Annotated in this window: 24 protein-coding genes; 14 read left to right on the plus strand and 10 right to left on the minus strand. The window is 73.2% G+C overall.

Translation table 11 applies throughout. The annotated features are described in order from the left end of the window. Window positions 1–68: 68 nt before the first annotated feature. Window positions 69–1,052 carry a hypothetical protein gene (locus EXE44_RS01380; RefSeq protein ID WP_137715639.1) on the minus strand — a complete coding sequence of 328 codons (984 nt, stop codon included), beginning with the start codon at window positions 1,050–1,052 and terminating at the stop codon, window positions 69–71. Further along, on the minus strand, window positions 1,049–2,728 hold the full coding sequence (locus EXE44_RS01385) for a histidine kinase N-terminal 7TM domain-containing protein (protein WP_137715640.1): 1,680 nt from the start codon (window positions 2,726–2,728) through the stop codon (window positions 1,049–1,051). Before EXE44_RS01385 ends, EXE44_RS01380 begins: the two co-directional genes overlap by 4 nt. 148 nt (window positions 2,729–2,876) lie before the next feature. On the opposite strand from EXE44_RS01385, the gene EXE44_RS01390 reads away from it, so the two are divergent. The 8 genes from EXE44_RS01390 (at window position 2,877) to tgtA (ending at window position 10,148) form a co-directional block, all read left to right on the plus strand. Next, window positions 2,877–3,605: a lipoate--protein ligase family protein gene (locus EXE44_RS01390; RefSeq protein ID WP_137715641.1), complete on the plus strand. Its 729-nt coding sequence runs from the start codon at window positions 2,877–2,879 to the stop codon at window positions 3,603–3,605. A gap of 66 nt (window positions 3,606–3,671) precedes the next feature. Next, on the plus strand, window positions 3,672–4,070 hold the full coding sequence (locus EXE44_RS01395; protein ID WP_121562198.1) for a 30S ribosomal protein S6e: 399 nt from the start codon (window positions 3,672–3,674) through the stop codon (window positions 4,068–4,070). A 9-nt stretch (window positions 4,071–4,079) separates the two neighbouring features. After that, a complete protein-coding gene (locus EXE44_RS01400; protein ID WP_137715642.1) occupies window positions 4,080–4,547 on the plus strand; it encodes a hypothetical protein in 468 nt (155 codons plus the stop codon). Window positions 4,548–4,611: 64 nt separating this feature from the next. Further along, window positions 4,612–5,697 carry an Lrp/AsnC family transcriptional regulator gene (locus tag EXE44_RS01405; RefSeq protein WP_137715643.1) on the plus strand — a complete coding sequence of 362 codons (1,086 nt, stop codon included), beginning with the start codon at window positions 4,612–4,614 and terminating at the stop codon, window positions 5,695–5,697. Continuing rightward, on the plus strand, window positions 5,694–6,374 hold the full coding sequence (locus EXE44_RS01410; RefSeq protein ID WP_137715644.1) for a bifunctional precorrin-2 dehydrogenase/sirohydrochlorin ferrochelatase: 681 nt from the start codon (window positions 5,694–5,696) through the stop codon (window positions 6,372–6,374). The genes EXE44_RS01405 and EXE44_RS01410 overlap by 4 nt, the downstream gene beginning before the upstream one ends. Further along, entirely contained in the window at window positions 6,371–7,711 is a 1,341-nt protein-coding gene (gene hemA / locus EXE44_RS01415; protein ID WP_137715645.1) for a glutamyl-tRNA reductase, read from the plus strand. Before EXE44_RS01410 ends, hemA begins: the two co-directional genes overlap by 4 nt. Window positions 7,712–7,812: 101 nt before the next feature. Beyond that, window positions 7,813–8,589: a Nif3-like dinuclear metal center hexameric protein gene (locus tag EXE44_RS01420; RefSeq protein WP_137715646.1), complete on the plus strand. Its 777-nt coding sequence runs from the start codon at window positions 7,813–7,815 to the stop codon at window positions 8,587–8,589. A gap of 80 nt (window positions 8,590–8,669) precedes the next feature. After that, complete coding sequence (gene tgtA / locus EXE44_RS01425) at window positions 8,670–10,148, plus strand: tRNA guanosine(15) transglycosylase TgtA (RefSeq protein WP_137715647.1); 1,479 nt, start codon at window positions 8,670–8,672, stop codon at window positions 10,146–10,148. Window positions 10,149–10,233: 85 nt separating this feature from the next. On the opposite strand, the gene EXE44_RS01430 is transcribed toward tgtA, so the two are convergent. Then, window positions 10,234–10,566: an uS10/mL48 family ribosomal protein gene (locus tag EXE44_RS01430; protein ID WP_121562205.1), complete on the minus strand. Its 333-nt coding sequence runs from the start codon at window positions 10,564–10,566 to the stop codon at window positions 10,234–10,236. Window positions 10,567–10,727: 161 nt separating this feature from the next. Continuing rightward, window positions 10,728–11,066, minus strand: a complete 339-nt coding sequence (locus EXE44_RS01435) for a hypothetical protein (RefSeq protein WP_137715648.1) — start codon at window positions 11,064–11,066, stop codon at window positions 10,728–10,730. A gap of 201 nt (window positions 11,067–11,267) precedes the next feature. Between EXE44_RS01435 and EXE44_RS01440 the strand changes: the two genes are divergently transcribed. From EXE44_RS01440 to EXE44_RS01450, 3 genes are read left to right on the plus strand one after another with little or no spacing between them, the layout of a single operon-like run. Beyond that, window positions 11,268–11,714 (plus strand): bis(5'-nucleosyl)-tetraphosphatase, encoded by a 447-nt coding sequence (locus tag EXE44_RS01440; protein ID WP_121562207.1) that lies wholly within the window; start codon window positions 11,268–11,270, stop codon window positions 11,712–11,714. Window positions 11,715–11,766: 52 nt separating this feature from the next. After that, window positions 11,767–12,762, plus strand: a complete 996-nt coding sequence (locus EXE44_RS01445; RefSeq protein ID WP_137715649.1) for a DUF5787 family protein — start codon at window positions 11,767–11,769, stop codon at window positions 12,760–12,762. A gap of 21 nt (window positions 12,763–12,783) precedes the next feature. Beyond that, complete coding sequence (locus EXE44_RS01450) at window positions 12,784–12,993, plus strand: hypothetical protein (protein WP_137715650.1); 210 nt, start codon at window positions 12,784–12,786, stop codon at window positions 12,991–12,993. Window positions 12,994–13,064: 71 nt separating this feature from the next. Here EXE44_RS01450 and EXE44_RS01455 read toward each other — a convergent pair whose 3' ends face one another. Beyond that, entirely contained in the window at window positions 13,065–16,136 is a 3,072-nt protein-coding gene (locus tag EXE44_RS01455) for an FAD-binding and (Fe-S)-binding domain-containing protein (protein ID WP_137715651.1), read from the minus strand. Window positions 16,137–16,290: 154 nt separating this feature from the next. On the opposite strand from EXE44_RS01455, the gene EXE44_RS01460 reads away from it, so the two are divergent. The 3 genes from EXE44_RS01460 to EXE44_RS01470 all read left to right on the plus strand — a co-directional run bounded on the left by EXE44_RS01460 (window position 16,291) and on the right by EXE44_RS01470 (window position 19,544). Next, on the plus strand, window positions 16,291–16,842 hold the full coding sequence (locus EXE44_RS01460) for an LUD domain-containing protein (RefSeq protein ID WP_137715652.1): 552 nt from the start codon (window positions 16,291–16,293) through the stop codon (window positions 16,840–16,842). Then, the gene (locus EXE44_RS01465) at window positions 16,839–19,133 is read left to right on the plus strand and encodes an LUD domain-containing protein (RefSeq protein ID WP_137715653.1); all 2,295 of its coding nucleotides are present in this window, start codon (window positions 16,839–16,841) and stop codon (window positions 19,131–19,133) included. The genes EXE44_RS01460 and EXE44_RS01465 overlap by 4 nt, the downstream gene beginning before the upstream one ends. Window positions 19,134–19,238: 105 nt before the next feature. Next, the gene (locus tag EXE44_RS01470) at window positions 19,239–19,544 is read left to right on the plus strand and encodes a PRC-barrel domain-containing protein (protein WP_053772364.1); all 306 of its coding nucleotides are present in this window, start codon (window positions 19,239–19,241) and stop codon (window positions 19,542–19,544) included. 34 nt (window positions 19,545–19,578) lie between these two features. Here the strand turns inward: EXE44_RS01470 and EXE44_RS01475 are convergent, their stop codons facing one another. From EXE44_RS01475 to EXE44_RS01495, 5 genes are all read right to left on the minus strand, one after another. Beyond that, window positions 19,579–19,905 (minus strand): hypothetical protein, encoded by a 327-nt coding sequence (locus tag EXE44_RS01475; protein WP_121562212.1) that lies wholly within the window; start codon window positions 19,903–19,905, stop codon window positions 19,579–19,581. A gap of 46 nt (window positions 19,906–19,951) precedes the next feature. Beyond that, complete coding sequence (locus EXE44_RS01480; RefSeq protein WP_137715654.1) at window positions 19,952–20,368, minus strand: hypothetical protein; 417 nt, start codon at window positions 20,366–20,368, stop codon at window positions 19,952–19,954. Window positions 20,369–20,473: 105 nt separating this feature from the next. Next, window positions 20,474–21,169 (minus strand): hypothetical protein, encoded by a 696-nt coding sequence (locus EXE44_RS01485; RefSeq protein ID WP_137715809.1) that lies wholly within the window; start codon window positions 21,167–21,169, stop codon window positions 20,474–20,476. A gap of 111 nt (window positions 21,170–21,280) precedes the next feature. Then, on the minus strand, window positions 21,281–21,841 hold the full coding sequence (locus EXE44_RS01490) for a thioredoxin family protein (protein ID WP_137715655.1): 561 nt from the start codon (window positions 21,839–21,841) through the stop codon (window positions 21,281–21,283). 94 nt (window positions 21,842–21,935) lie between these two features. After that, window positions 21,936–22,880, minus strand: coding sequence for a DUF368 domain-containing protein (locus EXE44_RS01495; protein WP_137715656.1), 945 nt, complete (start codon window positions 22,878–22,880; stop codon window positions 21,936–21,938). Window positions 22,881–22,943: the final 63 nt, after the last annotated feature.

The following is a 22,943-nucleotide window of genomic DNA, read 5'->3' on the forward strand; positions in this document are numbered from 1 at the left end:
GGCAGACGCCGGGCCGGCTTGTACCCCCCGGAAACGCGAGACAACCGGCCGGCGATTCCCGTCGCCGCTCACCCGACGCCGAGGCGGATCGGGTCGTCGCTCGGGACGACTTCGACCGTCACCGATTCTCCGACGGCGAACTCGCGGTCCGGGCAGACCACCTTGACGCCGAACCGGTCGGTCCGCGCCGCGAACAGGGACAGTCCGACGACGCGCTCGCCGTTCGCGAGGACGTCGACGGCGTCCCACTCGACGCGCGGCGCGCCGCCCGCCGCCTCGTGGTCGGCCGCGGTGCCGACCCGCGTCCCGAGCAGCGACACCGCGTCGCCCGGGCCGAGCGCTCCGGTACTCGCGCCGTCCGCCGGCTTCGGGGCGCGCGCGAACGTCCCGCCGCCCGCGTAGTGCGTCAGCCCGCCGTCGAGCGGGACGCCCCGGTCGCTCGCGAGCGCGGCGAACGCCGGCCCGGCCCCGGAGCGGCGCGGCCCGTCGAGGACGACGTGGGTCGGCCCGCGCTCGACGACGGCGCCCGTCCCGTCCCAGGCGACCGGCTCGATCGGGGCGTCGACGGCGACCGGGAGGGACCCGCTGGCCCGGAGGGGGTCCGCGTCCGGGGCCCGGAAGCCGAGGTGGACGTGGTCGTCGACCCACTGGCCGAAGAAGCCGGAGCGCGTCGTCGGGCCGAGCGCGTCGCCGACGGCCACTCGGTCGCCGGGTTCCACCTCGGGGATCACGTGGAGGATCCGCGCGACGGTGCCCGGGGGAACGCCCGCCCGCGCGCACCACCCCTCGTCGAGGTCGACGGCGATCAGGTGGTCCTCCGCGGCCGCGTACGGGCGGTCCGGACAGCCGACGGTGCGGACCTCGCTGACGACCCCGGCGACCGGGGAGCGCCCGACGCCGTCGCGCGGATACAGGTCGACGGCGCGGCCGCGGTCGTGAGCCGGGTACGGGGAGTTGAACCGCGAGAACTTCTCGTACTCGCGGACGACCTCGCCGGGGAGCGCGACGGTCGTCCCGGGCGTGTCGGCCCCCTCGGCCTGCGGTCCGGTCACGCGTCCGCCGCCTCCATCCCCTCGATGACGAACTCCGCGCCGCCGGCGTCGGACTCGGCGACCGAGAGCGACCACCCGTGCGCCTCGACGATGTCGCCGACGATGGCCAGCCCCAGCCCGGTCCCGCCGCCGAGCGACACGCCGCGCTCGGTGACGCGCTCGCGCTCCGCCGCGGGGACCCCGGGCCCGTCGTCGCCGACCGCCAGCGCGACCCGGTCGCCGTCGGCCTCGATGGTGACGGTGACGGCGACGTCCTCGCCCGCGTGGTCGACCGCGTTGCGGAACAGGTTCGAGACCAGCTGTTCGAGGCGGTCGCGGTCCGCCAGCACCGTCGCGTCGCCGCCCTCGACGGTCAGGGTCGCCTCGGCGGTCTCAAGCCGCGACCAGACGCGCCGCACCGTCCCGTCGAGCGAGACGCGGTCGAGCTCGTCGACCGTCTCGCCCGCGGTCGCCAGCGCGAGCAGCCCCTCGATCATGTCGTCCATCCGCTCGTGGGCGTTCGCCGCCCGCTCTAGGGCGCCGTCGGGGTCGTCGCCGCGCTGGCGGGCCAGTTCGACGCCCGCCGACGCGGCGGCCAGGGGGTTGCGCAGGTCGTGGGAGACGACGCCGGCGAACTCCTCTAAGCGCTCGTTCTGCCGTTCGAGCTCGGCCTCCCGGCGCTCCAGCTCGGCCTGTCGCTCCTCGCGGGCGGTCACGTCGCGGAGCAGGAAGACGTGGCCGCGGTCGGTCCCCCGGGGGTCGGTGATCGGGTTCTCCTGGATGTCGAACTGTCGGCCGCCGATGGCGATCGGGTGTTCGACGCCGACCTCCAGGCGGGGGAACACCTCCGACAGCGAGGACCCGACCGCGTCCGGCGGGAGGATCGCCTCGGCGGCGGGGTTCAGGTCGCGGATTCGCCCGTCGGAGCCGGAGACGATCACGGGGTCTTGCATCACCTCGACGGCGGTGTCGCGCGCGACGACCGCCGCGTCGAGGGTGCCGAGCCAGAAGACGGTCCCGTAGAGGAACACGCCGTGGATCACGAACGCCGTCGGCAGCCACGAGAGGTTCGCGTAGCTCCCCACGTCGACGAACGTCGCGATGCCGGCTAGGAACGGGAACAGCGTGCCGAGCAGGACGACGAACGTCTGGAGCCGGTAGCGGTTCCCCGTCCGCTCGTAGAGGTCGACGACGAGGAACGCGCCGGCGACGCACAGCGCGTACCCGAGGAGGACGAACAGGCCCCCGGCGGGACCGAGCCCGTAGCCGAGCAGCGTGAACGGCCCGTCCGTGACCGGCGTCACCGAGCGGCGGGCGAGCCCGTGGGTGCCGCTCGACCACGCGAGCAGGACCCAGACGAACGCGGGGGTCGCGAGCGCGACGATCCGGTTCTCGGTCCGCCAGCGGTCGCGGCCGGTGAACGCCAGGGCGAAGAGGATCCAGAGGACGGGTAACGCGCCCAGCAGCGGCGTCGACAGGTTGAGCGCGACCGTCATCGCGACCTCGCCTGACGCGGCGACCTGGAGGGCGTACAGGAGCGAGGCGCCGCCGCCGCACAGGAGGTAGAGCGCGACCTCGATCCCCCCGGGCTCGTCGCGCTCCCGCCACGCGACCCGGCCGAGCCAGAGCCCGATGCCCCCCGCCAGCAGGCAGGCGGTCAGGTACGCTTGGACCGGCAGCGCGCCCAGATCGCTCATCGATACCTGTACCACTTCCAGGGCCGACAAAACTGTTGTGTCACGGGACGGCGGCGGGCGGGCGGTCGCCGGCCGCGCAGACCCGCGGGCGTCGCCGCGCGGCGCCCTCGGCGCAAAGGGCTTGTGCGATCCCCCCCTCGGCTCCGTCATGCGCGTCTTCAGAGGGGAGTTCGCGACGCCGGCCGCCGACCGGGAGCCGACGGCCGACCTGCTCGCGTCGGCCGCGGACGGCGTCCCCGCGGTCCGGGTCACCGCGCCCCCGAAACAGGTCGCGTTTGGCCGGCGCGACGCCCGCGATCCCGGGTTCGAGGCGGCGAAGCGGGCGGCCGAGGCGGCGGGGTTCCCGGCCGTCGAGCGCGACGTGGGCGGCCGCGCGGTCGCGTACACCGGATCGACGCTGTCGTTCGGCGTCGCGGTGCCGACCGGGGCCGGCCGCGGGTCGATCGACGCGCGGTACGAGACGGCGACCGAGGCGCTCCGCGACGCGCTCCGCGACCTCGGCGCCGACGTGGTCCGCGGGGAGCCGCCGAACGCGTTCTGCCCCGGCGACCACTCGCTCCGGGTCGCCGACGGCGCGGGCGACGCGAGCGGGGGGAAGATCGCGGGGCTCGCCCAGCGCGTGCGCGCCGACGCGGCGCTCGTCGCGGGCGTCCTCGTCGCCTCCGCGGCGGACCCCGACCCGATCGCTCGGGTCACCGACCGCGTCTACGGCGCGCTCGACGTGCCGTTCGACCCCGGATCGGTCGGGAGCGTCGCGGACGCGGGCGGCCCGGACGACCCCGACGCCGTCGCTCGCGCCGTCGAGGCCGCGTTCGTCGAGGGCGCGTGGGGGGACGGCGAACGCGAGATCGTCCGCGTCGACGGGGCAGACGCCTGAGCGCGCCGCGGCCCGCGGTTCCGACGTTTCGACGTGCTTTTTATGCGCGGGCATCTGGGTTCGCGCATGGCCGAATTCAAAGTCGTCGTCGCCGACCCCGAGACCGGCGAGACGTTCCAGCGAGAGGTCGACGGACAGGACGCCAACCGATTCCTCGGTCGCGAACTCGGCGACGAGATCGGCGGCGACGCGGTCGGACTCCCCGAACACACCATCGAACTCACCGGCGGCTCCGACGAGACCGGGCGCCCGATGCGCGAGGACGTCTCCGGCACCCGCCTGAAGGAGCTCCTCTTAGAGGGCGGCGTCGGCTTCGAGCCGTCCCGCGAGGGCGAGCGCAAGCGGATCACCGTCCGCGGCCGCGAGATCGACGACGACATCGCGCAGATCAACGCCAGCGTCGTCGACGGCGACGGCGACGTGGCGGCCGCGCTCGGCGAGGGCGACGACGACGCCGACGAGTAAGGCGCCCCGATGCCTCGCGTTCCCTCCGACGGCGAGGACGTTTCCTCGGTTCGCGTCTCGCTCGCCCGCAGCGGCGGCACTCGTCGCCCCTGCGTCAGGCTCCCGGACGACGACGCCCTCGACGGGCGCGTCGAGTCCGGCGCCTGCGACGCGCTCGGCGTGAGCGCGGGCGACGTGATCCGCGTCGCGATCGACCGCGAGGAGTACCACGCGCGGGTCGCGGCCGACTCGAACGGGCGGCTGCTGCGCGGCGCGTACGACAACCGACGGCTCGCGCGCGAGGCCGGCGAGGGGACGAACCGCCTGGTCGAGTGGCTCGACGCGAACGGTCGGGAGCCCGGGGACAGCGTCGTCCTCGACGTGGTGGTGCCCGGCGAGCTGTACGGGCTGCGGATCCCCGGCGAGCGGACCCTGTACGACGCGAACCGGGGGCCGCGGTCGTCGCTCGCGGACATCGCCCGGGACCTCGACGGGTAGGCCCGCCGCGGCGTCGCGGCGACGGGTCGAACCGCTTATTCTCGCTCGGGTCCGAGATCGGTCCATGCAGGAGGTCGACGCGGATCTGACGGCGCTCGACCGCGCGATCATCAACGCGTTCCAGGGCGGCTTCCCGGTCGCGGAGCGCCCCTTCGACGCGGCGGCGGCCGCGCTCGGGGAGCGCGGCGTCGAGGTCACGGGACCGGAGCTCTGCGAGCGCGTCCGCGAACTCGACGAGGAGGGGATCTTATCGCGGTTCGGCGCGCTCGTCAACGCCGAGGAGATCGGCGGGGCGGCGTCGCTCGTCGCCATGCACGCGCCGGAGGACCGCTACGACGAGATCGCGGAGACGGTGAACGACTTCACCGCGGTCGCGCACAACTACGAGCGGGAGCACCCCCACCTCAACATGTGGTTCGTGGTGAGCGTCGCCGACCACCCGGACCCGGACAAGGACGGCCACGACCGCGTCGAGGAGGTGCTCGCGGAGATCGAGGCCGCGACGGGCCAGGAGACGTACAACCTCCCGAAGCTCCGGGAGTTCCACGTCGGCGCGAAGTTCCTCGTCGACGGGCCGGTGCCCGACGGCGACGTGGACCTCTCGGATCTGGGCCCCGAGGTCACGCCCAGCGACCGCGGGACGCTCACGCCCGACGAGCGCGACCTCGTGGTCGAGATCCAGGGCGGCCTCCCGATCACGGAGACGCCGTACGCCGACGTGGCGGCGGCGATCGGGGCCGACGTCGACTGGGTGATCGAGACGATCAAGCGGTTCGAGCGGGAGGGGAAGGTGCGCCGCGTCGGCGTCATCCCGAACCACTACGCGCTCGGCTACACGGAGAACGGGATGACGGTCTGGAACGTGCCCGAGGAGGTCTTAGACGAGGTCGGGCCCGCCGTCGCGTCGCTGGACTTCGTCACGCACTGCTACGAGCGGCCGCGCCACGCCGGCGTCTGGGAGTACAACTTCTTCGCGATGACGCACGGCCGCACGGAGGCGGAGAGCGAGCGCCGGATCGCGGAGGTCAGGGAGCTCATGGACGACCACTGGGACGTGGGCGCCGACGACTGGGACACGCTGTTCTCGACGCGCATCCTGAAGAAGACCGGCATCCGCATCGCGGACCGGGCGGACAGCAACACGGCGTGACCCCGCTGTACCACGACCTCGCGGGCGAGACGGTCGCCGTCTTCGGCGGCGGCGCCGTCGGCTCGCGCAAGGCGCGGGGGTTCGACGAGGCGGCCCGGATCGTCGTCGTCAGCCCCGAGTTCGACGAGCGACTGCGAACGTTCGCAGACGGGGACCGGTCGGAATCCGCCGATGGGCCGTCGGTCGAACTGGTCCGCGCCGCCCCGGACCCGGAGGCGGTGCCCGACTGGATCAACCGGCTCGGCCCGGCGCTCGCGGTCGCCGCGACCGACGACGCAGCGGTCAACGCCGCCGTCGAGTCGGCCGCGCTGGACCGCGGGATCCTCGTCAACCGGACGGACGTGTCGGGCGGCCGCGACCCCGGGAGCGTCGTCGTCCCCGCGACGGTGGAGGACGACCCCGTGACCGTGGCGCTCTCGACGGGGGGCACGAGCCCCGCGCTCGCGAAGGCGCTGCGCGAGCGGATCGAGGCCGAGATCGAGGGCGCGGGCGCGATGGCGACCCTCTCGGGCGAGATCCGCGAGGAGCTGAAAGCGGCGGGCGTCCCGCCGGCCAAACGCCGGGAAGCGGTCCGGCGCGTTGTCAGATCCCGGGGGGTTTGGAAGGGTTTACAAAAGGGGAGATCCAACGGACGGCAAGAGGCCGACACCGTGATCGAGGAGGTACTCGACCGATGAGAGAGACGGGTGCGATCGCCGGCGTGAGCGTCGCCCACGCCGACGCGACCGTCGACGAGATCGAGGCCGCCGGCGGCGACGGCGTCCGCGCGACCGTCTCCGACCTGCTCGCACGCGAGGGAGTCGAAGAGGCGTTCGCGGTGCAGACGTGTAACCGCTCTGAGGCGTACGTCGTCACCGACCGGACCGTCGACGGGACGGAGGCGCTGTCGACGTTCGCGCCCGACGTGCGCGCCGGGGCGGTCCGCCGACTCGACCACGAGGAGAGCCTGGAACACCTGATGCGCGTCGCCTCCGGGCTGGAGTCGCTCGTGCTCGGCGAGGACCAGATCATCGGCCAGCTGCGCGAGGCCTACGAGGAGTCGAAGTCGGCGGGCGGCATCGGGCCGGTGCTCAAAGACGCCGTGACGAAGGCGCTCCACGTCGGCGAGCGCGCGCGGACGGAGACCGAGATCAACGAGGGCGTCGTCTCGCTCGGCTCCGCGGCCGTCCGGCTGGCGGCGGGCGAGATCGACCTCACCGACGGGACGGCCGTCGTCGTCGGCGCCGGCGAGATGGGGACGCTCGCGGCCCGGACGCTCGACGACACCGCCGTCTCCGAGATCGTCGTCGCGAACCGCACCGTGCCCCACGCGGAGTTCGTCGTCGAGGAGGTCGACACCCCGGCGGAGGCGGTGTCGCTCGCCGACCTCCCCGCGGTGATCCCCGAGGCCGACCTCGTGGTCACCGCGACCGGGAGCCCCGACCTCGTCGTCCATCCCTCCTACGTCGACGGCGCCGGCCGGGTCGTCTGTATCGACATCGCGCAGCCCCGCGACGTCGACCCCGCGGCCGGCGCCCGCGAGGGCGTCACCGTCTACGACATCGACGACCTCGAAGACGTCACCCGGCGGACCCGGGAGAGCCGCGCCGAGGAGGCCCGGAAAGTGGAGTCGATCATCGACGACGAGCTCGACCGCATCCTGGAGGCGTACAAGCGCAAGCGCGCCGACGACGCCATCTCGGCGATGTACGCCGGCGCGGACCAGGTGAAGGCGCGCGAGCTCGACCGCGCGATGTCGAAGCTGGAGGCGCAGGGCGACCTGACCGACGAGCAGCGCGAGACGGTCGAGGACCTGGCGGACGCGCTCGTCGGCCAGCTGCTCGCCGCCCCCACCCGGTCGCTCCGGGACGCCGCCGGCGAGGACGACTGGGAGACGATCCGCACCGCCCTCCAGCTGTTCGACCCCGAGTTCACCGCGCGGGCGGAGGGGCCGGACGAGGCGGACCTCACCGAGGCCGGGGCCGGCGGCCCGGACGCGATCCCGGACTCCGTCGCCGAAGAGCTCGACGACTGATTCTCGCCTCGGCCGCTGCGTCACAGGCCGCTCGCGGTTCCGACCGGGCCCGGTCCCCGCGGACCGCCGCGCTTTATTCCCCGGCCGGTCCACGGGTCGGTATGAAGCTCTCCGAGTACGTCGACCGACTCGACGACCGACTCGACACGGCCGCGTACGCCGACGTCGACGCGAGCGCGAACGGGCTCCAGGTGGGGCCGGAGGAGGCCGAGATCGAGCGCGTCGCGTTCGCGGTCGACGCCGCGCGGGCGACGATCGAGGCAGCCGCGGACGCCGGCGCCGACGCCCTCGTCGTCCACCACGGACTCTCGTGGGGCGGCATCGAGCGCGTCACCGGACGGGTCCACGACCGGATCGCGGCCCTGATCGAGCACGACATCGCGCTGTACGTCTCGCACCTCCCGCTCGACGGCCATCAGGAACTGGGCAACGCCGCCGGCGTCGCGGACGCGGTCGGGCTCGCGGACCGCGACCCGTTCGGCGAGATGGGGCCGGTGACGATCGGGACGATCGGCGAAGCGGCGGAACCGCGGTCGGCGGCGGCGATCCGGGAGACGCTCGACGGCTTCGAGGGGCAGCCGGACGGCGAGCCGTCCCCGACGCGGGTGCTCGACTTCGGCCCCGACGAGATCGAGCGGGTCGCGGTCGTCACCGGGTCCGGGGTCGACTGGCTCGACGAGGCGGTCGCCGCCGGCGCCGACGCGCTGATCACCGGCGAGGGGAAACAGCAGGTCTACCACGACGCGCGGGAGGCGGGCGTCACGGTGTTCCTCGCCGGCCACTACGCTACGGAGACGTTCGGCGTCCGCGCGCTCCAGTCGCTGACCGACGACTGGGGCGTCGAGACGACGTACCTCCCGCACCCGACCGGGCTGTAAACGGGGGCGCGACCGCGCTCTCCGGCGGCGCGCTCGCCGCCGAACGCAACCCTTACCGCTCGCGTCCGCGCAGTCGGGGTATGCGCGATCACTTCGAGATCCGGGACCACGACGCCGCCGGGCGGATTGGTCGGCTGGAGGTCCCGCGCGCCGACGTCACGGTCGAGACGCCGGCGCTCCTGCCCGTGGTCAACCCCAACGTTCTCACGATCGAGCCCGAGCGGCTCCGCGAGGAGTTCGGCGCGGAGATGCTGATCACGAACTCCTACATCATCCGCAGCACGGACCGCATCCGCGACCGCGTGGTCGACGAGGGGCTCCACGAGTTCCTCGGGTTCGACGGCGCGATCATGACCGACTCGGGCTCCTTCCAGCTGGCCGAGTACGGCGACATCGACGTGACGACCGCGGAGATCATCGAGTTCCAGCGGCGGATCGGCAGCGACGTGGCTACCCCCGTCGACGTGCCGACGCCGCCCGACGCGGACCGCGAGCGGGCGGAGCGGGAGCTGGCGACCACGAAGCAGGCGCTCGCGGACGCGGAGGACGCCGACACCGGCGAGATGCTCGTCAACGCCCCGGTCCAGGGCGCGACGTACGCCGACCTCCGCGAGGAGGCCGGCCGGCACGCGGCCGCGACCGACCTCGACGTGTTCCCGGTCGGCGCGATGGTCCCCCTGCTCAACTCGTACCGCTACGCCGAGGTCGTCGAGGCGGTCCGCGCCGCGAAGCGCGGCCTCGGCCCGGGCGTCCCGGTCCACCTGTTCGGCGCCGGCCACCCCATGATGTTAGCCCTCGCGGTCGCGGCCGGCTGCGACCTGTTCGACTCGGCCGCCTACGCGCTGATGGCCCGCGACGGCCGCTACCTCACGGTGTCGGGGACGGAACACCTGGAGGATCTCGACTACTTCCCCTGCTCGTGTCCCGTCTGCGCGGACCACGCCCCGGCCGACCTCCGCGGCTTCGGCGACGGCGAGACGGAGCGGTTGCTCGCCGAGCACAACCTCCACGTCACCTTCGAGGAGCTGCGCCGCGTGAAGGAGGCGATCCGGTCCGGGAACCTGCTCGACCTGGTCGACCGACGCGCCCGCGGCCACCCCGCGATGCTCGACGGCTACCGCGCGCTGCTCGACCACGCCGAGGAGCTGGAGCGCACCGACCCCGGCTCGAAGGACGCGTTCTTCTACACCTCCCACGAGGCGGCGCGCCGGCCCGAGGTGCGACGGCACCGGGACCGCCTCGGCCGGCTGGCGGCGCCGGACGACCTGCTGCTCACCGAGTCGAAGGCGCCCTCCGACCACGCCTACGACGCCGTGTGGCGCGTGAAGCCGCCGTTCGGCCCCTACCCGCCCGCGCTCTCGGAGACGTACCCCCTCACCGCCGAGGTGCCTGAGCGGACCGACGACGCGGCGCAGGTCGCGGCCGCGGCGGGCGTGGCCGCGCTCGCGGACGCCAATCCGGAGACGACGCTCACGCTCGGCCACGACGCGTGGTGCGACGCGGCGCTGGAGCGGCTCCCGGACCGCGTCGCGACGGAGAACCTGCGGACGCTCGGCTGACGGATCGGCGGCTCGCTGGGGAGTGTCGTCGCGCCGAAAAAGCAGCCGTGACCCCGTCGCCCGGTCGGTCGGGACTGGGGCCGGCTCAGTCGCGTCGGTGCCCGAGCGGCTTCTTCTGGTCGACCTCGACCTCGACGTGGATCGAGTCGGGGAAGTCGCGGCCGACCACGTCGCGCGCGATGTCGTCGGCGCCGTGGATCTCCATCGAGCGGCGGTACACGTCGTAGCGCCACGGCGAGAACTCGTCGCCGGGCGCGAGGTCCTTGTACAGCGGGACGGTGACGCGCTCCGAGGGGCTCGCGTGCGGGCCCTTGCACTCGGCGCCCTTGCGTTCGAGCGTCTCCTTGAGCTCCTGGACGGTCTCGACGAGCACGTCGCGGTCGCCGGACGCGAAGTCGAGTTTCGTGACGAAGGTCATGGCTGGGGGTCGTCCGCCAATGGCCGCCCGAGCGGTAAAAACGCATCTACCCGCGATTCCGGCCCCGAATTCGCCCCGGCCGCGACGGTCGCTGGAGCCGAGCGTAGCCCGCGGTATCCGCACCGCCGCGCGCCGCGGCCGCGTTCGGCTCGAACCCCGAGTTACGGCTTCGCGTTTAGCCGGTCCGCGGAGTCGTCCCGCTCGCCGGACGGTCGGCGCTGCGTCGGACCAGTTCCCTGAAGACGGCCGGCCGGAGCGTTCCCTCGGTCGACCTCGCGTAAGCGGATGATCCGCCAGCCGTCGCCCCGACAGCGGACGGATTCGAGGACGACTTCGACCGCGTCCCCGAGGCGTAGGTCCGCCAAGCGGTCGCGGGCGTCCTCGGTCGCGTCGATGGCGTGACACGTCCGGCCGTCGACGCCGTGGAGCGTCACGCCCCTGTCGCGGTGCGGTTCCGTCGCGAGCCGACACCGCCGCCGAACCTCAGCGGTCGCTCCCATTATTCCGGGCCACGTGCGACGCAATCATAAAACGAACTATGAGACCGACGGAGTGCTATTGACCGGTACCGAGAGCGGTGTGGCGCCGTTTCGACCGTCCGGCGATGCTCGGAACCCCGCCGTCTCGTCTTTCAGCCCGCACTGACACGACCGTTCGGAAGTCCGACACGCTCTTTAGGGGTGATCGCTTACCTGCGGCCAATGACGGTCGAAGCGACCAGTGCCGGAGCCATCCTCTTCCGCGATACCCGCGGCGAACGGGAGTACCTGCTCCTGAAGAGCCGACCGGGGGACTGGGAGTTCCCCAAAGGCGGGGTCGAGGGGGACGAGGAGCTCCAGCAGACGGCGATACGAGAAGTCGGCGAGGAGGCCGGAATCGAGGATTTCCGGCTGATCGACGGGTTCCGCAGGGAGTACGACTACGTGTTCGAGGCGAACGGGAAGACCATCCACAAGACGGTCCACCTCTTCATCGCCCGCTCGTTCGAGGCGAGCGCGGAGCTCTCGAAGGAACACCGCGACCTCCAGTGGCGCGACTACGACCAGGCGATCAACACGATCACGCAGGACGGCCCGCGCGATATCCTAGAAGAGGCCCACGAGTACCTCGACGAGCGGAAAGACGAGGAAGACGGGAAGTACGTATAGGCGCCCGCCCCGAGCGGTTCGCTTTTGTCCGCCCCGCTCGACTGGTCGACCAGTGACGCCAGACGCCGAGTTCGGCTACGAGCTTCTGGTCTGTCGGTACGCCGAGCTGGCCTGGCACCCCAGCGAGGGGCTGCGCCCGGCGATCGTCGCCCGCCAGCTCGGCACCAAGGAGCGCCGCTGGGACACGGTCGTGATCGAGGTCGACCCGGCGGCGTTCGCGCGGCGGCGCGCGTTCGGCGACCGGACCATCGACTCCGACCTCCTCCACGTGGTCCGCGGCGCGCCCGCCGAGTGGGCGTGGTACCGCGACGCCTTGCCCGACCCGGGCTACCCGTGGCGCTACGTGCGGCAGGCGGTCCACCGCGCCGCGGGCCGGGACCTGATCGAGAAGCGCCGCGACGGCAACCGCATCGAGATCCGGCGGGTGCGCCCGTACCCGGACTGGGTCGAGCGGATCGTCGCGGTCGAGAACAAGCCGGACCTCGACCGCTCGGCGGCCGACCGGCTCGCCGACCAACTGGCCCACGACGTCGAGGCCGCGCTCGCCGACGAGGCGTGGCTCGCGACGGAGACGACCGGCGAGCGCGTCGAGCCCGCCCTGCTCCGCGAGATGCCCGTCGAGGCCGGCATCCTCGCGACCGACTTCTCCGCGGGCGTCGACGCCGACGCCGCCGACGTGGCGTGGCACCCGAGCGACCTCGCGCCGGGCGAGGGCGAGCACCGCGATCCCGAGACGGAGACGCTGCGGCTGGAGATCGCCGAACGCGCGTACGGGAAGGGGTGGCGCTCGTTCCACGACACGATGCGTCCCGACTGCCGGCACTTCGAACTCCGGCGCGAGGACCGCGCGCTCGTCCCGCACTGCGCCGCGAAAGGGAAGATGCCGACCGCGCGGGAGTGTTCGGGCTCCTGTCCGGAGTTCTCGCCGGAGCCGCCGCAGTGGCGCACGCGGGGGTGGCCCATCGAGGGCGGCCCGGGGAAGGGGATCGAGCGGCTGCTGGCGCGGCGCCGCGAGCGGGAGCGCGACCGGGTCGAAAGCGTTGAGTGAGCGGCGGTCCCACCCTGCCGCGTGCGCTTTCCGACCCCGCCGCTCTCCGAGTACGCGATCAACACGGCGGTCGTGGTCCTCACGCTGGCCGTCCTCCAGTACACCGGGTGGCTCTCCGACGACCCCGCCGGGCTCGACCCGGCGTTCCTCGTCGTCGTCGCGGCGACCTTCCCGGCGTTCTCGTACCTGATCGCCGTCGTCGGAGCGAACGTCCGCTCGAACGCGGAGTAGGCGCCGCACCGATCCGGACGGAACCGACCGCTGACGCACGGCAGTCGGCGTCTCCGCCTGGCGGCCGCCGCCTACGCCAGCGCGGCCGCCAGCTTCTCGATCGGGTGCGTCGGCTCCGGGACCTCGCCGGGGCCCTCCTCTAACTGCGTCCGGCAGGAGGTGCCCGGCGCGACGAGGGCGTCGCCGCCGCTGGCGTCCACCTGCTCGAACAGCGTCTCGCCGATGGCCTTGCTCATCGCGTAGTGCTCGGCCTCGTAGCCGAACGACCCCGCCATGCCGCAACACGAGGAGTCGAGCGGGTCGACGCCGTAGCCGGCGCGCCGGAGGACGCCGACCGCGTGGTGGTCCTTCTTCGTCGCCTTCTGGTGGCAGTGGCCGTGGTAGGTGAGCGACTCGGTGGGGGCGTCGAGGGCGAGTTCCTCGTCGAGCCGGCGGGCGTCGACGTACTCCATGACGCCGTAGGCGCTCTCGGAGACGGCGGCCACGTCGGCGTCGGGCACGTCGCTGGCGTCGCCGTCGAGCAGGTCGTGGTAGTCGGACTGGAGCATCACGGCGTCGGAGGGCTCGACGACGACCACGTCCCAGCCGTCGCGCACGTCGGGCGCGAGCGTCTCGACGACGTCTCTCGCCGTCGCGCGTGACACGTCGAGCAGCCCCTTCGAGTGGGGCGGCCGCCCGCTGCCGTCCACGTCGGGGATCCGCACGTGGCAGTCGGCGGCCTCCAGCACGCGAACCGCGGCCTTCCCGGCGCCGGGGTTCGTGTAGGTGGTGTACACGTCGGGGAACAGCAGCACGTCGCGGGCGGCCTCCTCGCGCGGGACGCCCGCGCCGCCGCGGGCCTCGAACCAGTCGACGAGCGTCTCCGAGCGGAAGGTGGGCAGGTCGCGCTCCCTGGCGATGCCGAGCGCCTTCTCCGCGATGAGGCCGCTCCCCGGAATCTTGTTCGGGAGGTTCGAGAGGGGCGCGAACCGCGACGCGAGCGGCGCGAGCGACTCGAAGCGGCCGAGCAGCCGCGTCCGCAGGTCCGCCCCGTGTTCCTCGTGGTGGGCGTGCTCGACCTCGGCCTTCAGCTTCGCCATGTCGACGCCGCTCGGGCAGTCCACCTTACAGCCCTTACAGCCGACACAGAGGTCCATCACCTCGGTGACGAACTCGTCGTCGGTCGGGTCGTCCGGGAGCTCGCCGGTCATGGCCCCGCGGAGCATGTTCGCCCGGCCGCGGGTCGCCTGGATCTCCTCGTCGGCGGCGCGGTAGGTCGGGCACATCACGCCGCCGGTCGTCTCCTGCGGGCCGCGGCAGCCGCCGCAGCCGTGACACAGTTCGACCATCCCCTGTATCCCGTTGTCGACGGCCCACTCCATCGCGGGGTCGAAGCCGGCGTCGTACTCGTAGTCGGCGTCGAACCGGAGGTTCTCGCGCATGTCGACGTCCCCGCAGACGTTCCCCGGGTTGAGCAGCCAGTCGGGGTCGAACGCGGTCTTCAGCTCGCGGAACGCCTCCCAGAGGTCGTCGCCGTACAGCTTCCGGTTCCACTGGGTCCGCGCGCGGCCGTCGCCGTGCTCGCCTGACACCGAGCCGCCGAGCCGGACCACGGAGTCGGTGACGCGGTCGGCGATGTCGAGCATCGCCTCCACGTCGTCGACCTCCTTCGTGTTGATCAGCGGGCGGACGTGGAGGACGCCGGGACCGGCGTGCGCGTAGAAGGTCGCGAACGTGTCGTTGTCGGCCAGGATCTCCTGGAACTCGCGGGTGTACTCGGGGAGGTGCTCGGGCGGGATGGCGCAGTCCTCGATGAAGGAGATGTGCTTCTCGTCGGTGGTCCGCGAGAGGAGGATCGGGAGGCCGGCCTTGCGCATCTTCCAGAAGCGGTCGCGCTTCTCCGGGTCGTGGGCCTCCATGGCGTGGGCCGCGCGGCGGGGGTGGCTCGTCGTCTCGGCGGCGCCCGCGCTCGGCTCGACCGCGGTGTCGACGCCCCCGTCCCCGTCGGCGGCGCCCACGCGGTCGGCGATGAGGTCCGCGACCTTCCGTTTCCCCTCGGCGTCGCTGTCGGCGTAGAACTCGACGAGGAGCGCGGAGTCGGTCCCGTCCGGGAGCATCCCGACCACGTCCTCGAACTCGGGCGTGTCGGCCGCCAGCCCGAGCAGCACGTCGTCCATCACCTCGACGGCGGCGGGGTCGTGTTCGAGGCACGCCGCCACGTCCTCCATCGCGTCCAGCAGGTCGTCGTAGGTGAGCAGCGCCACCGCCTTCGTCTCGGGGATCTCGACGAGCGAGACGGTCGCCTCGGTGACCGTCGCGAGCGTCCCCTCGCTGCCGGCCATGAGCCGGGCGAGGTTGACCACGCCCGCCTCGCCGTGCTCGCCGCGGTACTCGGCAAGGAGCCGGTCGAGGTTGTAGCCGGAGACGTTCCGCTTCAGCTCCGGGTAGCGCTCGTCTATCCGGTCTGCCTCCTCGTCGAGGACTCGGACGACCTCGGCGTGGATCCGGGGGAGCAGGTCGTCGCTGTCGGCGTCGGCGGACTCGCGGAGCTCCTCGACCGCGACCTCGCCGAACGTCGCCACGGTGCCGTCGGCGAGGACGACCTCGGCCTCCTCGACGTAGTGGTCCGTCTTGCCGTACTTCAGCGAGTGCGAGCCGGTGGAGTTGTTGCCGATGGCGCCGCCGACCGCCGACTTGTCGCGCCACGCCGGGTCCGGCGCGAACTTCAGGCCGTCGCCCTCGACGGCGGCGTTGAGGTCGCCCACGTACGCGCCGGCCTGGACGCGGGCCGTCTCCGCGTCGGCGTCGGTCTCGATCACCGCGTCCATCTCGGCCGTGAGGTCGAGGACGACCGCCTCGTTGACGGTCTGCCCGGCGAGGGAGGTGCCGCCGCCGCGCGGGAGGACGGGGATCCCCTCCGCGAAGCAGTACTCGTGGACGGCCGCGACGTCCGCGGTCGACTCCGGGATCACGACGCCGATCGGGGTGACCTCGTACGCCGAGGCGTCGGTCGCGTACAGCCGCTTCGAGTAGTCGTCGAACCGCACGTCGCCGTCGACGCGGGCGTCGAGCGCGTCGACGAGATCCGGTCGCTCCACGGACCCGCCGGTGTAGTCGAAGTCCCCGCCGTCCGTCGGCTCCGGCTCCGGCGTGTTGGTGGCCATGCGAGACCCTCGCGGTCGAACCATGAAAAACCTCCTGCCGCCCGCGCGTCGCGGGAACTCGATCCGCTCGCCCGGCCGCATCCGATCGCGCGGCCCGGTTCGCGTCCGCGAGAAGCGCCGCAACACCCTTATGCCGACCGGCGAAGTGACCACCATGTCGCTCGCAGACACGTCGACGTTCACGGGTCGACTCGACGACCTCGGCGTCGCGGTCTCGGCGGGGCCGCCCGCGGAGTGCGCGGCCATGGTCGAGGCGGCCGCGGGCGAGCCCGCGGTCGGGGTCCCGCTCGACCGGTCCGGGCCGGCCGCGTTCGCCGACTCGCCCGCGACCCTCCCGGAGCGAATCGAGACGGAGCCGACCACCGCCGACCTGCGCGGGGCGCACACCGGCGTCACGGCGGCGTCGCTGGGCGTCGCCGAGTACGGGAGCGTCGCGCTGGAGGCGGACGCGGCCGGCACGGAGCCGGTGAGCCTGTTCGTCGACCGCCACGTCGTCGTCCTCCGCGAGGCGGACTTGGTCCCCGACATGCCCGACGCCTTCGAGTGGCTCGGGCCGCGGGCGCGCGACGAGTCGGTCGACGTGGTGTTCGCGACCGGCCCGAGCGCGACGGCGGACATGGGCGGGCTCGTCCACGGCGCGCACGGGCCGAAGGAGGTCCACGTGGTGCTGCTCCGCGAGGACGACCCCGGCGAGGGGGAGCGATGAGCAGCGACGCCGACCCCGGCGCGGGGACGGAGGACGCGCGTCCCGCCGAGGCGCCGGGCGACCTCGACCGGGAGGCGAAGGCCGACCGGATCCGCGAGCTGCTGGCGACCGAGGGCGACGCGGTCGCGGCGAACACCCGCGGCTTCAACGAGGGGCGCTACGAGTCGACCGCCCGCCTCGACGGCTACGAGGCGCTGAAAGACGAGGCGCGGGCGATCAAGGAGGACGCGATCGAGCGCCTCCCGGCCCTCATCGACGAGGTGACGGAGACGGTGGAGGCCAACGGCGGCACCGTCTACCTCGCCGACGACGCGGCCGACGCCAACCGGTACATCCGGGAGGTGGCGGCCGAGTGCGGCGCCGAGCGCGCGGTGAAGTCGAAGTCGATGACCTCCGAGGAGATCGAGGTGAACGACGCGCTCGCGGACGACGGCGTCGAGGTCGTCGAGACGGACCTCGGCGAGTGGGTGCTCCAGCTGGCCGACGAGGAGCCGTCGCACATCGTCGCGCCGGCGATCCACAAGTCCCGCGAGGCCATCGCCGAGCTGTTCGCGGAGCGGTTCGACCCCGACGACCCGCCCGAGACCGCCGAGGAGCTCACGATGTTCGCCCGCGAGCGGCTCGGCGAGCTGATCGAGGACGCCGACCTCGGGATGACCGGCGCGAACTTCATCGCGGCCGACTCGGGCACCATGCTCCTCGTGACGAGCGAGGGCAACGCCCGGAAGACGGTGACCGCGACCGACACGCACGTCGCGGTCGCGGGCGTCGAGAAGCTCGTCCCGACCGTCGAGGACTTCTCGCCGTTCGTCGAGCTGATCGGCCGGTCGGGGACCGGGCAGGACGTGACCTCCTACATCTCGACGCTTACGCCGCCCGTCGACTCGCCGGTGCCGGACTTCGCGGCCGACGAGGGCCCCCTGGCCGACGGCTCGGAGTCCGACCGCGAGTTCCACCTCGTGCTCATCGACAACGGGCGCCTGGCGATGCGCGACGACGAGACGCTGAGGGAGACGCTGTACTGCATCCGCTGTTCGGCCTGCTCGAACGCCTGCGGCAACTTCCAGAGCGTCGGCGGGCACGCGTTCGGCGGCGAGACCTACTCCGGCGGCATCGCGACGGGCTGGGAGGCGGGCATCGAGGGGCTCGACACCGCGGCCGAGTTCAACGACCTCTGTACCGGCTGCTCGCGCTGCGTCCCGGCGTGTCCGGTCGGCATCGACATCCCGTGGATCAACACCGCGGTCCGCGACCGGATCAACCGCGGCGAGGCCGACCCGAGCCAGCTCGACTGGGCGTTCGAGGAGCTGGTCCCCGACGAGGAGCCCGGCGGCCTCGACCTCGGCACCCGGCTCGTGGGCAACTACGCGACGCTCGCGAAGTGGGGGCACAAGACGGCGCCGCTCGCCAACCGGCTCGCGAACGTCGGCCCGCTGCGCGCGGTCGCCGAGCGGGTCGCCGGCATCGACCGCCGCCGCGACCTCCCAGCGTTCGCGCGCGAGTCGCTCGTGGAGTGGTTCGAGGCCCGCGGCGGCCCCACGGTCCCGGCGGACGAGGCGGCCCGCGAGGCGGTCGTCTACCCCGACACCGCGACGAACTACGTCGACGTCGCGCGCGGCAAGGCGACCGTCAGGGCGCTGGAGGCGCTCGGCGTCCGCGTGCTGGTGCCCGACCTGCCCGGCAGCGGTCGCCCGCCCCTGTCGCAGGGGATGGTCGCGACCGCCGAGGCGGCCGCCGAGGACGTGTACGCCGGGCTGGCGCCCCACCTCGACGCCGGCCGCGACGTGGTGGTGATCGAGCCGAGCGACCTCGCGACGTTCCGCCGCGAGTACGAGCGGTTCCTCCCGACCGACTCCCACGAGCGGCTCGCGACCGCGAGCTACGACGCCATGGAGTACGTCTTCGGCCTGCTGGAGAACGGCGCCGACCCCGCGGCGCTGCGCGCGCCGAGCGAGGGCACCGGCCCCGTGGCGTCGGGCAGGCGGATCGCCTACCATCCGCACTGTCAGGCGCGCACGGTCGAGGTGGGCGAGTACGCGACCGCGACCTTCGAGCGGCTCGGCTACGACGTGCTGGTCTCCGACACCGAGTGCTGCGGGATGGCGGGCTCGTTCGGCTACAAGACGGACTACTACGAGCTGAGCGTGGACGTGGGCGAGCCCCTCGTCGAGCAGTTCGGCGACACCGACCGGACCGTCGTCGCGCCCGGCACCTCCTGTACCGAACAGCTCGACGCCCTGCTGGAGGCGTCGCCGCTCCACCCGATCGAAGTGATCGCGCCGCGGGAGTGACGGGCGCCGGGAGTTGCGGGGTTCGGACGGCGGCGACCGGACGGCGTCCGACGCGCGTCGTTCGACAACGAACGCTTATTAGGCGCGCTCGTGACCGTATTGTGTATGAACGCAGCCCCCGAAGAGATCACGTCGCTCGTCGGCCGCGAGGTGTACTCCAGCAACGGCGTCTTCGTCGGCGAAATCGAGGACATCCAGCTCGACTTGGACGCCCGCGCCGTGACCGGCCTCGCGCTCGCCGAACTCAACCACGAGCTGTTCGCCGGGCAGGTGAGCGGCTCGACGGGCGTCATCGTCCCGTACCGCTGGGTCCGCGCGGTCGGCGACGTCGTCCTGATCAACGACGTCATCGAGCGCTACGACGCCGGCGAGTCCGACGAGGAAGCGAGCGAGATCGCCGAGTCGCGGTGAGGGGTCTCGGTCGGGCGGACCGCGCCCGACCGGCTCAGAAGGGTAAGGCGTCGCGGAGGCTGGCGATCACGCCGCGCTCCTCCCGGCGGGCCTCGTCGAACACCGGGTAGAGCGCGTCGAGGAACGCCGTCTCGTTTTCGAACTCCCGTTGCGGCACGCGGTCGAGCGCGTCCGAGAGCGCGATCGAGCGCCCCTGCGCGTCGTAGGGCACCTCCTGATCGCCGAGCGCGTCGCGGAGCTCCGCGGCCGTCGCGGGGAACGACACGTCCGCCTCGTCGAGCCGGGCGTCGAGCGCGGCGATGCCGAACTCGATCGCCTCCGGTTCCTTCGTATCGCCGCCACCGGGTGGCCGTGCTGCCATTAGAACCGGATACTCCCTCCGACGGCTTGAAACCCCTGCTCTCGGCTCACTCCGGCACGGACTCCGTCGGCGGGACGGCGTCGACGACGGCGAGCTCGACCCCGTCCCCGGCCCGGTCGAAGGCGGCGACCGAGTCCGCGTCGTACGGCGGGACCGCGACGATCACCACGCCCGCGAGGTCGTCGGTGCGGGAGACGCCGAGGAACCCGTCCGGGTGCGAGAGGAACCGCGCGCCGCCCTCGCCGGCCGGCGTGCCGAGGTCGACGCCGAACACGGAGCTGACCGAGCTGCCCACCGACGGGAGCGTGAAGTGCGTCACCACCGGCGTCGCCGGGTCGAGCCCGAGGTCCGCCTCGAACTCCTCGGCGGGCGTCGCCGAGAGCCGGACGTTCACCTCGTCGGGGTCCTCGCTCGCGGCGCGCTCGCGGAGCACGGTCAACAGGTCGCGGGTGACGTAGATCACTGGTCGGCCGTCGCTACGGGACGCATTGGCAAAAGGTCACGCACCGCCCGCCCGACGCCGCGGGCCCGGAAAGCCGCCGCGGCGCCGCGGCACCGCCGTTCCCGCTCAGAACGGCAGCGCCGACGCGAGCGTCTTCGCGTACAGGCCGGGCGCCTTCGACCGGGAGTCGGAGAGGGCGTCCTCGACGGCGACGGCCGCGCGCTCGTGGACGCCGACGCCGTGCCCGGTCAGGACCCGCTCGGGATTGAGCCCCGAGAGGGCGGTCGTCGGCGGCGTGAGCCGCAGCATCGGGTGGACGCCGAGGCGCTCGCGGTCGCCCCGGAAGTACGACGCGGTGCCGAGCGACTCGGGGACGATGAGCGTCTCGCCGTCGAAGAGCCCGACCTCCTGCCACGGCGGCAGCGAGGAGTCGCGGATCCTGATCGCCTCGAAGCCCGTGTCGGCGAGCCGCGAGCCGAACCGCTCGACCTCGACGTCGGGGCCCAGCTCCTCGGCGACGCCCGTCATCCACTCGGGGACGTACACGGGAACGCCGTGGCGCGCCGCGACCTCGCCGCTGTCGCGCACGTGGCGGTCGAGCCCGACGACGACGCCGGCCACCTCGCCGAGGTCGTCGAGCAGCTCGTCGACGCCGGGCGCGTCGACCGGGTCGACCACCCACACGTCGGCCGCGCCCGTCTCCTCGTTGTCGACCGCGAACGCGTGGCTCGCGCGCTCCATCGTCTCGTCGGGGTACGCGATCCAGCCGACGCCGCCGTCGTAGCGATCGATCTCGTGGAGGTCCGGCTCGTCGCCTTTCATGCCCATGCCCTCCGTTCGGCCCGGACCCTTGTTAAGGCGTCTCCGTCGGAACGCCGTTCCGGCACCGGATCGCGCCCGGGCGCTCCGTCGTCGGCCGCGCCCCGTCCGCCCTCACTCCTCGGGCCACTTGATCGAGCAGCCCCGCGAGGGCCGGTCCGGGATCTCGACGTCCTCGCCCGCGAGGACGGCGTCGACCGCGTCGCGGACGTAGCACTCGGTCGGCTCGTCGTCGGGGTTGAGCGCGTCGTCGAGGCGCCCGTGATACCGGAGCCGCCACGCGCCGTCCTCGCGGCCGAAGAGGAACGGGTCGGGCGTACAGACGGCGTCGTAGGCGGCCGCGACCTCGCCGGTCTCGTCGCGGAGGTACGCGTCGTACGCGACCGTGCCGTCCGCGACCGCCTCGCGCATCGCCTCGAACGAGTCGTCGGGGTACTCGTCGGCGTCGTTCGGGTTGATCCCGACGACCGAGAGGTCGTCGTACTCGGCCGCGAGGTCGTTCAACAGGTCGACCTTCGCCTTCGCGTACGGGCAGTGGTTACAGGTGAAGACGACGAGCAGCGCCTCCGTCGCGAAGTCGTCGAGCGCGTGCGTCTCGCCGTCCGCGCCGGGCAGTTCGAAGTCGGGCGCGGCGTCGCCGCGGTCGAGCGCCGAGTCGGATTCCATCTGAACCATAATCGGACGTACGACCGGGAGCGGAAAAGGCGTTGCGCGGGCGGGGCGGCCGGTGCGGGCGGTGCGGGCGCGGCCGGAGGGGCGACCCGTCGACTCAGTACTCGATGGTCGCGGAGTAGCGGTTCAACAGGGCGACGAGCCCGGCGCCGACGAGCGCCGCCAGCGCGAACCGCGGCGCGGCCGCCCGCCACGGCTCGCCGCTCTCGGCCAGCCGCGCGGACACCTCCACCAGCGGCGCGCGCAGCGCGCCGACGACGAGGCTCACGAGGAACGCGAGCGTGGCGGCCCGCGCCCGCGACAGCGCGTAGCGGACGGCGTGCGCGATGGTGAAGAGCCCGCCGACGCCGCCGAGGAGGAACGCGGCCACCGGCGGCAGCGTCTCGACGACCGCGTCGGCGCCGTTCCCGAGCGCGGCCGCGCCGACGCCGTCGACGAACCGCGCGACGACGCCGGACATGTACTCGTACTGGCCGAGGACGATGAGCAGCAGCGACCCCGAGATGCCCGGCAGCACCATCGCGCTGACGGCGACGCCCCCGGCGAGGAAGACGACCGGGAGCGGGCTGCCGAGCGCGGTCGCGGCGACGCCGGACGCGAGGAAGGCGAGCGCGAAGCCGGCGACCGCGGCTGCCTTCCGGCGCGGCGTCGAGAGGTCGACGTCGCCCAGCAGCACAGCTGCGCTCGCCGCGATCAGCCCGAAAAAGAACCCGTACGTCGCGACCGGCTGCGTCGCGAGCAGCCGGTTCACCGCGCTCAACACCGTCACCACCGCGGTCCCGATTCCGGCGCCCAACACGAGGAGGAAGCCGCCGTCGACCTCGCGGAAGGCGGCGCGCGCGTCGGCGCGGCCGCCCGTTCGCACCCCGCCGAGCACGCGGCGCGCGCGGTCGGGGTCGACGGCGGTGACCGCCGCGATCAGCCGCTCGTAGATCCCGACGATGAGCGCGATGGTGCCGCCGGAGACGCCCGGGACGGCGTCGGCGCTTCCCATCGCGACGCCCTTCAGGTACAGCGTCGCCCATTCGCGGAGGTCGGCCATCTGCTCGCCACAAACGGGGCCGCGGTAAAGAAGCGTGTGATCGGACGGCCGCGTCGACCGCGG

The organism is Halorubrum sp. SS7, from assembly GCF_005435055.1.
GTDB lineage: Archaea > Halobacteriota > Halobacteria > Halobacteriales > Haloferacaceae > Halorubrum > Halorubrum salinarum.

Excerpts from the sequence above, each read along its gene's own strand:
- EXE44_RS01495 (WP_137715656.1), bottom strand. The coding sequence starts at position 22,880 with ATGGCCGACCTCCGCGAATGGGCGACGCTGTACCTGAAGGGCGTCGCG.
- EXE44_RS01395 (WP_121562198.1), top strand. The coding sequence starts at position 3,672 with ATGGCCGAATTCAAAGTCGTCGTCGCCGACCCCGAGACCGGCGAGACG.
- EXE44_RS01390 (WP_137715641.1), top strand. The coding sequence starts at position 2,877 with ATGCGCGTCTTCAGAGGGGAGTTCGCGACGCCGGCCGCCGACCGGGAG.
- EXE44_RS01400 (WP_137715642.1), top strand. The coding sequence starts at position 4,080 with ATGCCTCGCGTTCCCTCCGACGGCGAGGACGTTTCCTCGGTTCGCGTC.
- EXE44_RS01475 (WP_121562212.1), bottom strand. The coding sequence starts at position 19,905 with ATGGCAGCACGGCCACCCGGTGGCGGCGATACGAAGGAACCGGAGGCG.
- tgtA (WP_137715647.1), top strand. The coding sequence starts at position 8,670 with ATGCGCGATCACTTCGAGATCCGGGACCACGACGCCGCCGGGCGGATT.
- EXE44_RS01460 (WP_137715652.1), top strand. The coding sequence starts at position 16,291 with ATGTCGCTCGCAGACACGTCGACGTTCACGGGTCGACTCGACGACCTC.
- EXE44_RS01430 (WP_121562205.1), bottom strand. The coding sequence starts at position 10,566 with ATGACCTTCGTCACGAAACTCGACTTCGCGTCCGGCGACCGCGACGTG.
- EXE44_RS01485 (WP_137715809.1), bottom strand. The coding sequence starts at position 21,169 with ATGAAAGGCGACGAGCCGGACCTCCACGAGATCGATCGCTACGACGGC.
- EXE44_RS01455 (WP_137715651.1), bottom strand. The coding sequence starts at position 16,136 with ATGGCCACCAACACGCCGGAGCCGGAGCCGACGGACGGCGGGGACTTC.
- EXE44_RS01420 (WP_137715646.1), top strand. The coding sequence starts at position 7,813 with ATGAAGCTCTCCGAGTACGTCGACCGACTCGACGACCGACTCGACACG.
- EXE44_RS01490 (WP_137715655.1), bottom strand. The coding sequence starts at position 21,841 with ATGGTTCAGATGGAATCCGACTCGGCGCTCGACCGCGGCGACGCCGCG.
- EXE44_RS01435 (WP_137715648.1), bottom strand. The coding sequence starts at position 11,066 with ATGGGAGCGACCGCTGAGGTTCGGCGGCGGTGTCGGCTCGCGACGGAA.
- EXE44_RS01385 (WP_137715640.1), bottom strand. The coding sequence starts at position 2,728 with ATGAGCGATCTGGGCGCGCTGCCGGTCCAAGCGTACCTGACCGCCTGC.
- EXE44_RS01440 (WP_121562207.1), top strand. The coding sequence starts at position 11,268 with ATGACGGTCGAAGCGACCAGTGCCGGAGCCATCCTCTTCCGCGATACC.
- hemA (WP_137715645.1), top strand. The coding sequence starts at position 6,371 with ATGAGAGAGACGGGTGCGATCGCCGGCGTGAGCGTCGCCCACGCCGAC.
- EXE44_RS01405 (WP_137715643.1), top strand. The coding sequence starts at position 4,612 with ATGCAGGAGGTCGACGCGGATCTGACGGCGCTCGACCGCGCGATCATC.
- EXE44_RS01465 (WP_137715653.1), top strand. The coding sequence starts at position 16,839 with ATGAGCAGCGACGCCGACCCCGGCGCGGGGACGGAGGACGCGCGTCCC.
- EXE44_RS01470 (WP_053772364.1), top strand. The coding sequence starts at position 19,239 with ATGAACGCAGCCCCCGAAGAGATCACGTCGCTCGTCGGCCGCGAGGTG.